Source organism: Mycobacterium sp. (assembly GCF_046095365.1).
In the GTDB taxonomy this organism is placed as follows: domain Bacteria; phylum Actinomycetota; class Actinomycetes; order Mycobacteriales; family Mycobacteriaceae; genus Mycobacterium.
Genome location: NZ_JBJTJF010000217.1, coordinates 1 through 6,762, shown reverse-complemented (window position 1 = coordinate 6,762; position 6,762 = coordinate 1). Strand labels below are relative to the sequence as shown.

The 6,762-nt window shown below is 71.2% G+C and carries 4 protein-coding genes and 1 pseudogene; 2 read left to right on the top strand and 3 right to left on the bottom strand.

The window, feature by feature from the left end:
• Positions 1-197 precede the first annotated feature (197 nt).
• Complete coding sequence (locus ACKOQ4_RS17055) at positions 198-1,130, bottom strand: class I SAM-dependent methyltransferase (RefSeq protein WP_526293773.1); 933 nt, start codon at positions 1,128-1,130, stop codon at positions 198-200.
• A 61-nt stretch (positions 1,131-1,191) separates the two neighbouring features.
• Positions 1,192-1,827, bottom strand: coding sequence for a TetR/AcrR family transcriptional regulator (locus tag ACKOQ4_RS17050; protein ID WP_526293772.1), 636 nt, complete (start codon positions 1,825-1,827; stop codon positions 1,192-1,194).
• A gap of 389 nt (positions 1,828-2,216) precedes the next feature.
• On the opposite strand from ACKOQ4_RS17050, the gene ACKOQ4_RS17045 reads away from it, so the two are divergent.
• Positions 2,217-2,780: a TetR/AcrR family transcriptional regulator gene (locus tag ACKOQ4_RS17045; protein WP_526293771.1), complete on the top strand. Its 564-nt coding sequence runs from the start codon at positions 2,217-2,219 to the stop codon at positions 2,778-2,780.
• A gap of 4 nt (positions 2,781-2,784) precedes the next feature.
• Positions 2,785-4,911: an FUSC family protein gene (locus tag ACKOQ4_RS17040; RefSeq protein WP_526293770.1), complete on the top strand. Its 2,127-nt coding sequence runs from the start codon at positions 2,785-2,787 to the stop codon at positions 4,909-4,911.
• Here ACKOQ4_RS17040 and ACKOQ4_RS17035 read toward each other — a convergent pair.
• Positions 4,908-6,546: pseudogene (locus ACKOQ4_RS17035) on the bottom strand (phosphoenolpyruvate--protein phosphotransferase). The gene ACKOQ4_RS17040 and the pseudogene ACKOQ4_RS17035 sit on opposite strands and share 4 nt — an antisense overlap.
• Positions 6,547-6,762: the final 216 nt, after the last annotated feature.

Sequence of the window (6,762 nt, the reverse complement as noted above, 5' to 3'; positions counted from 1 at the left end):
CCAGCAGGACGGCTTCTCCACTTTCGTTGTGGCCGAACGGCCGGCCTAGGTGTACCTGGGCCCGGACGGGCCGGCGCCGGTGACGACGATGACTCGATCCTGCACTCCGGGCATGGGGGTCCTTTCTTCGGGGGTGGCCCTTGGGGTGTGGCCATGGTAACGAGCCGCGTCGCCGGCCCGTCCGGGCCCAGGTACACCTAGGCCGGCCGTTCGGCCACAACGAAAGTGGAGAAGCCGTCCTGCTGGTCGGGCACCTCGACCCAGCGGCCCAGTCGGCGCATCTCGTCGGTGGACACCGTTCCGGTCGCGCGCCACCCGTGGGCGTTGAGCCATTCGGTCAGGTCGGCACGGTGCGGGTCGTTGTAGGTCAGGTCGGCGATGTCGACGGTCCGCTCGATGCCCAGATCGTCGGCCATCTTCTCCCAGCGGGCCCGCATCTGGGCGCGGCGCTCCTCGTCGTGATGGCGGACGGCCTCGGCCGAGATCCGGCTGCCCGGCGCGCTCAGTTCGCCGATCTGCTCGAAGAGCCGGTCCTGAGCCTCGGCCGGCAGATACATCAGCAGCCCCTCGGCCAGCCACGCGGTCGGGCGGGAGGCGTCGAAGCCGGCGGCCTGCAGGGCCGCGGGCCAGTCCTGACGGAGGTCGACGGCCACCTCGCGCCGTTCGGCGGCCGGTTCGGCGCCGTGCCCGGCCAGCGTCGCCGCCTTGTACTCGAGCACCTTGGGCTGGTCGATCTCGTAGACCACGGTGCCCTGCGGCCACCGAAGCCGGTAGGCCCGCGAGTCCAGGCCGGAGGCCAGGATGACCACCTGGCGGATGCCGGCGGCGGTGGCGTCGGCGAAGAACGAGTCGAAGAAGTGCGTGCGCACCGCCTGGTAGCTGAGCATGTTCGCGAAGATCGCCGCGGCCTCCGGATCGGCGGCGGCAATGCGCTCCTGCATGGCGGGGTCGACGAACTTCTCCCACACGCCGGTGCCCGCGCCGGCGACCAGGATCCGGGCGTACGGGTCCCGGATCAGCGGCGCGGGGCTGTCGGTCTCGCTGGCCCGGGCGGCGGCGACCATGACCGCGGTGGTTCCGACGCTGCTGGCGATGTCCCAGGTGTCGTCGTGGCTGCGCAGGGTGCTCATGAGGCCGCTCCGGGGTTGGTGTGACCCCATCGTAGCGACAATTAGATAGCCTATGTTCCGGCTATGCGGTGGCGAGCCAGCCGCCGTCTTCCAGCAGCGCTATGAACTCTCCGGTCACCATCCCGGTCCGCTTGGCGTCACCGACCAGGCCGGCGTAGAAACTCAGGCCCCAGAACGCGGCCACCAGCATCTCGGTGACCGCACGGGTGCTGAGGTCGGCCCGGAGCTCGCCGTTGGCGATGCCGTCGCGGACCGCAGACTTGGCGAACTGCCTGGTCAGTTCCAGCGACTGAGAGTCCTCGCCGGTCAGCTCGGGATGGCGCTGCGCCTCCAGCACCGATGCGACCAGGAACTCCGCTGCCGCGCGATCGGTGTCGCGGGCCTGGGCCGACGCCTCGAGGAAGGCGCGGACCCGGCCGGTGAAGGTGGTCTCCTTACCGGCCTGCTCGAGGGCGGCTGCGATGACCGAGGCGTTGGCCTGCTCGACCACCTGCCGGTAGAGGGCGTGTTTGGAGTCGTAGTAGTGGTTGATGGCCGGGCGGGTGAGGTCGGCGCGGTTGGCGATCTCCTGGAAGGTCGCAGCGTCGAACCCGACTTCGGTGAAAACCTCCCGGGCGGCGTGCAGGATACGGCCGCGCGTCAGTGCGGATTTCGCTGCCGGTGGCCTGCCCGGACCACGTCTCGCCGTCTTCTGCATGCCGCGATTGTGCCAGATGACCCCCGCGCATCGGAAACGTTGCCGCACATCGACCGTCGAGATCTTCGACCCGGACGCCCGGTCGGTTTGCCGAGTGGCCGCGGAAACTACGTTTGACAGGGTAATTCAGCCTTCCCGGCATGGCCGGAACACGCCGCCCGGCCGGGTTCGGGGCGGCGTGTTCCACCCGGTCGAAACCGGGTTTGCCACCCGTTTCGCCGGCGGTGCCCCCGCCCCGCACGGAATTGCCGTGTGCGGAAGAAATCCGACTATTGGTTTGCTAAAATCGAGGGTTGCGCGCGTGTATCGGCATGGTGCTCCTCGGTGCCCGGCGGGTGCGAGCCCGGTAACCCGCCGAAGCCGAGGCCGGGGAGCCTAAGGTTCGGTGCATGCCCATCGTCGCGGCCCGCGAGTCGTACTTCGAGACGGGTCTGGAGATCCTGGCCGACCTGGGCTTCGGCGGACTGAAACTGGCCGAGGTGTGCAGTCGGCTCGGAGTCACGACCGGATCGTTCTACCACTACTTCACCGGGTGGAGCGCCTACACCCGCGAGCTGATCGGCTACTGGCGCCAGGACCGGACGGTCCGGCTCATCGAGGTGCTCCGCGCACAGCCCGACGCCAGGCGCCGGATCCAGGCCATCATCGACGTCGCACTGACGCTGCCGCACGGCGCCGAGGCCGCGATCCGCGCGTGGAGTTCGGTCGACGAGGACGTGCTCACCGTGCAGCGCGAGGTCGACCAGGAGCGCTTCGACGTCATCTACGACTCCGCCTTCGAGATCGTCGGCGATGCGCGCCAGGCCCAGGTCTATGCCGCGTGGGCGGTCTACGTCTTCGTCGGTTACGAGCAGGCGACGCTGCCCCGCGAGCCGAAGATGTTCGAGTGGATCAGCAAGAAGATGCTCGACGATCTGGAGGCCGGCCGCTTCGCCGACGTTCCTCCGGCGTAAGGGCATGACGCCCACCATGTTCCGGCAGACAGCCGAACGGCTCCGCGCGCGTGACCCGAGCCGGGACGGCTTCCGCAGGGCGCTGCGGGCGGCCATCGCCATACCGCTGGCCGCACTGGTCAGCTTCCTGGTGTCCGGCTACTCCCAGACGGCCGTGTTCGCCCTCGTCGGGTCGATCGCACTGCTCATCGCGGCGGATTTCCCCGGCGATGTCGGGACCCGGGCGCTGGCGTACTGCAGCCTGGGACTCAACGGCTTCCTGCTCATCGCACTGGGCACCTGGGCCGCGCCGAATCCCTGGGCGTCGGTCCCGCTGTGTTTCGCGGTCGGCGCGCTGACCAGCTTCCTGGGACTGATCAGCGAGGTCATCGCCGCCGGCCAACGCGCCACGCTGATGACGTTTCTGCTCCCGGTCTGCATGCCGGTCGGAGGCCGCCTCGACGATCGCCTGCTGGGCTGGCTGCTGGCGCTCCTGGTGTGCGTGCCGATCGCGCTGTTCCTGTTCCCGCCGCGCGAGACCGCCCAGTTGCGCACGCTGGCGGCCCGGGTGTGCACCGCACTCGCCGACCGGATCGAAGGCGGCGAGGACACCGTGACACCGGCGATGGACGCCCTGCGCGCGGAGTTCCTCGGCAGCGCGTTCCGACCGGTCGCCCTGACCGCCGGCGGCCGCAGCCTGATCCGTGTGGTGTCCAACCTGCAGTGGCTCAGCGACCGGGTTTCGCCGGAGACCGGCGCGCTGCTCGGACCGATCGAACCGGCCAGCGTGGCGGTGCTCCGAACCAGCGCCGAGGTGCTGCTCTCCGGCCACCGTGACGACGCCGCACGGTTGACCACCGTCGTCGCCGACCACCGCTCGACGGCATTTACGGCCTACTACAACCACATCGGCGACATCTTCGATGAGCCCGACGACGCCGCCGCGCTGCGCAGGGGCCAGGAGTTGCTGGGCCAGCGGACCGTGAGCGCCACCATCGGACTGACCGGAAGCATCATCGCCGCGGCAACCACCGTCGACACCCGTCCGCTCGTCGACCGGCTACTCGGCCGCGGACTGCCCGACACCGGTGTCGCCGACCGGGTCGGCACCCACCGCAGCGCACTGCTCTCGCTGCGGGGCTACCTCCAGACCCGGTCGATCACGGTGATCAACAGCCTGCGCACCGGCCTGGCGCTGGCGCTGGCCGTCAGCGTCACGCTGCTGCTGCCGGTGCAGAACGGAATGTGGGTGGCCCTCGGCGCTCTCTCGGTGCTGCGCAGCAGCGCCTCGACCACGCGGACCACCGTGCTGCGCGCGCTGGCCGGGACGTTGATCGGATTCGTCGTCGGCGCCTCGCTGATCGCTGTCGTCGGCGTCAACCCGATCGTGCTGTGGGCCCTGCTGCCCCTGACCACGTTCGGTTCCACCTACGTGCTGACCGTCGGGTCGTTCACCGCCAGCCAGGCGATGTTCACCATGCAGGTGCTGATCGTCTTCAACCTGATGCGCCCGACCGGCTGGCAGGTCGGCCTGACCCGCATCGAGGACGTGCTGATCGGCGCGGGCGTGGGGTTGGTGGTCTCGGGGCTGCTCTGGCCGGGCGGGGCGCAGTCGGCCGTGAGCCGGGCGATCGACGGCGCGATCGCGGCGTGCTCGCGCTACCTCGACGCCGCGGTGACCCGGGTGACCCGCGGCGCCTCGCCGCAGACCGCCGGTGCGCTGACCCGGCTGGGCACCGAAGCGCTCACCGCGACGCGCACCTACGGCGACGCCGTCCGGGTGTACCTCTCGGAGACCAACGGCGCCATCGACGGGGTCCTGCTGGACACCGCCGGCCGGATCCCCCGGCTGCGCATGACCTCAGACATGATCGCCGACATCCCGCCCCCGCCCGACGGAGTGTTCCCACGGACCCGGGCCCTGCTGGAGGAACGCACCGACGCGCTGTGCGCCCGGCTGCGGGGTGGTCAGCCGCCGGCGGCGGCGACCGAGCTCGCCGAACAGTTCGTGCCCGTGCTGCGCGCCGAGGCCCGGGCGTCCGGCGCCGCACCCGAGACCGCCCTGCCGCTTGTCACCACCGCGGCCAACATCGCCGAACTCGAGGTGACCTACCCGCTGGTCACCGACGAGACCGAGGCCGTCGTCGGCTAACCGAGCACGTCCTGGGCCGCCGCCCGGGCCTCCGACGGCCCGGCGGTGGCCAGCGCCGCCTCGGCGGCGTCCCGGCACTGCTGCAGGGTGACCGAAGCGAGCTTGGCGCCCACCGGGGTGACCGCCGAGGCGGCCGCCGACAGCGAGGTGATGCCCAGCCCGATCAGGACGCAGGCCAGCAGCGGGTCGGCGGCGGCTTCCCCGCACACCCCGACCGGCTTTCCGGTGGCCTGCCCGGCCCGCGCGGTCTGGGCGACCAGGGCCAGCACGCCGGGCTGCCAGGGATCGGTGAGGGTGGCCAGGTCCGAGGACATCCGGTCGGCCGCCATCGTGTACTGCGTCAGGTCGTTGGTGCCGATGGAGAGGAACTCGACGTGCTCGAGGATCCTCTCCGCCAGCAGCGCCGCCGCGGGCACCTCGATCATCACCCCGGGATGCAGGTCGCGCTCGCGGGCCAGGCCGGCGAAACGCCGCGCCTCCTCCGGGGTGGCGATCATCGGGGCCATCACCCAGGGCGCGTTGCCGGTGCGGGTGGCCGCGGCTGCGATGGCGTCGAGCTGGCGGACGACGAGGTCGGCGTCGATGTCGATGATCCGGAACCCGCGCACGCCCAGGGCCGGGTTCTCCTCCTCGGGACTGCTGACGAACTTCAACGGCTTGTCCGACCCGGCGTCGAGGGTGCGGATCACCACCTTGTGCCCGGCGAAGGCCTCCAGGACCTCGGCGTAGATCGACGCCTGGGCATCGACACTGGGTTCGGTGTCGGCGTCGAGGAAGCACAGCTCGGTGCGGAACAGCCCGACGCCCTCGACCGGGGCCTGGCGGGCGGCGCGGGCGGCCGTCCCGTCGGCGACGTTGGCCAGGATCGAAACCGGATGGCCGTCGGCGGTCGCGCCGGGCCCGGTCCAGGCGGCCATGGCCGCCGCCGCGACGTCGGCGGTGGCGACCGCCGCAGCCGCGTCGGCGCGGTCGGGATCCACCGAGATGGTGCCCCGGCTGCCGTCCAGCAGGACGAGTGTCCCGGCGGGCACTCCGTCGAGGCCCTTCACGGCGACGACGCAGGGGATGGCCAGCTGGCGGCAGATGATCGCGGTGTGGCTGGTCGGGCCGCCCAGCGAGGTGGCCAGGCCGACGACACGGAGCGGATCCAGGCCGGCGGTGTCGGCCGGGGCGAGATCCTCGGCGAACAGGATGGACGGCTCGGTGGGTTCCGGCACGCCCGGCTCGGGCAGCCCGGCGAGTTCGGCGATCACCCGGTCGCGGATGTCCTTGAGATCGGTCACCCGCTCGGCCATCAGGCCGCCCATCTTGGTGAACATGTCGACGAACTGTGCGGCGGCATCCGCCGTCGCCCGGACAGCGGGCTTTCCCCGCTTGATCCCGGTCTCGGCCGCACCCAGCCAGGCCCTGTCGGTGGCCAGTTGCGCGGTCGCGGTCAGAACCTCCGCCGCCGCCCCGGAGGCCACCGCGGTCGCCGAAGCGGGCGACCTCGGCCGCCCGATCGGCCTCGGGCACCTCGACCCCGGGATCCAGATCGGCAATCGGAGGGAGCCGGTTGGCCCTGATCACCGGAGCGAACCGGACGCCCGGAACCACCGGGACACCCTGCAGAGCGGTCGATTGAGGGGCGGTCATGGTGTGGATTACAGCACCCCCGTCCGCCGAAACCGCCGTTTCGGCGTGAAAGTTCGAGTAGAAATCACCAATACGTCGATCTCGACGCAGACCGAGAAGGAGACCCCATGGCCAGCAAGACCGTCACCGTCGGGTCGGCGGTCGGCCAGCCCGCCCCCCCCCCCGCGCTCAACACCCAGGCCGTTGTCCACCCCGGGGTGCCGGGGACCCAGTCAC

Excerpts from the sequence above, each read along its gene's own strand:
- ACKOQ4_RS17045 (WP_526293771.1), top strand. The coding sequence starts at position 2,217 with ATGCCCATCGTCGCGGCCCGCGAGTCGTACTTCGAGACGGGTCTGGAG.
- ACKOQ4_RS17055 (WP_526293773.1), bottom strand. The coding sequence starts at position 1,130 with ATGAGCACCCTGCGCAGCCACGACGACACCTGGGACATCGCCAGCAGC.
- ACKOQ4_RS17050 (WP_526293772.1), bottom strand. The coding sequence starts at position 1,827 with ATGCAGAAGACGGCGAGACGTGGTCCGGGCAGGCCACCGGCAGCGAAA.
- ACKOQ4_RS17040 (WP_526293770.1), top strand. The coding sequence starts at position 2,785 with ATGACGCCCACCATGTTCCGGCAGACAGCCGAACGGCTCCGCGCGCGT.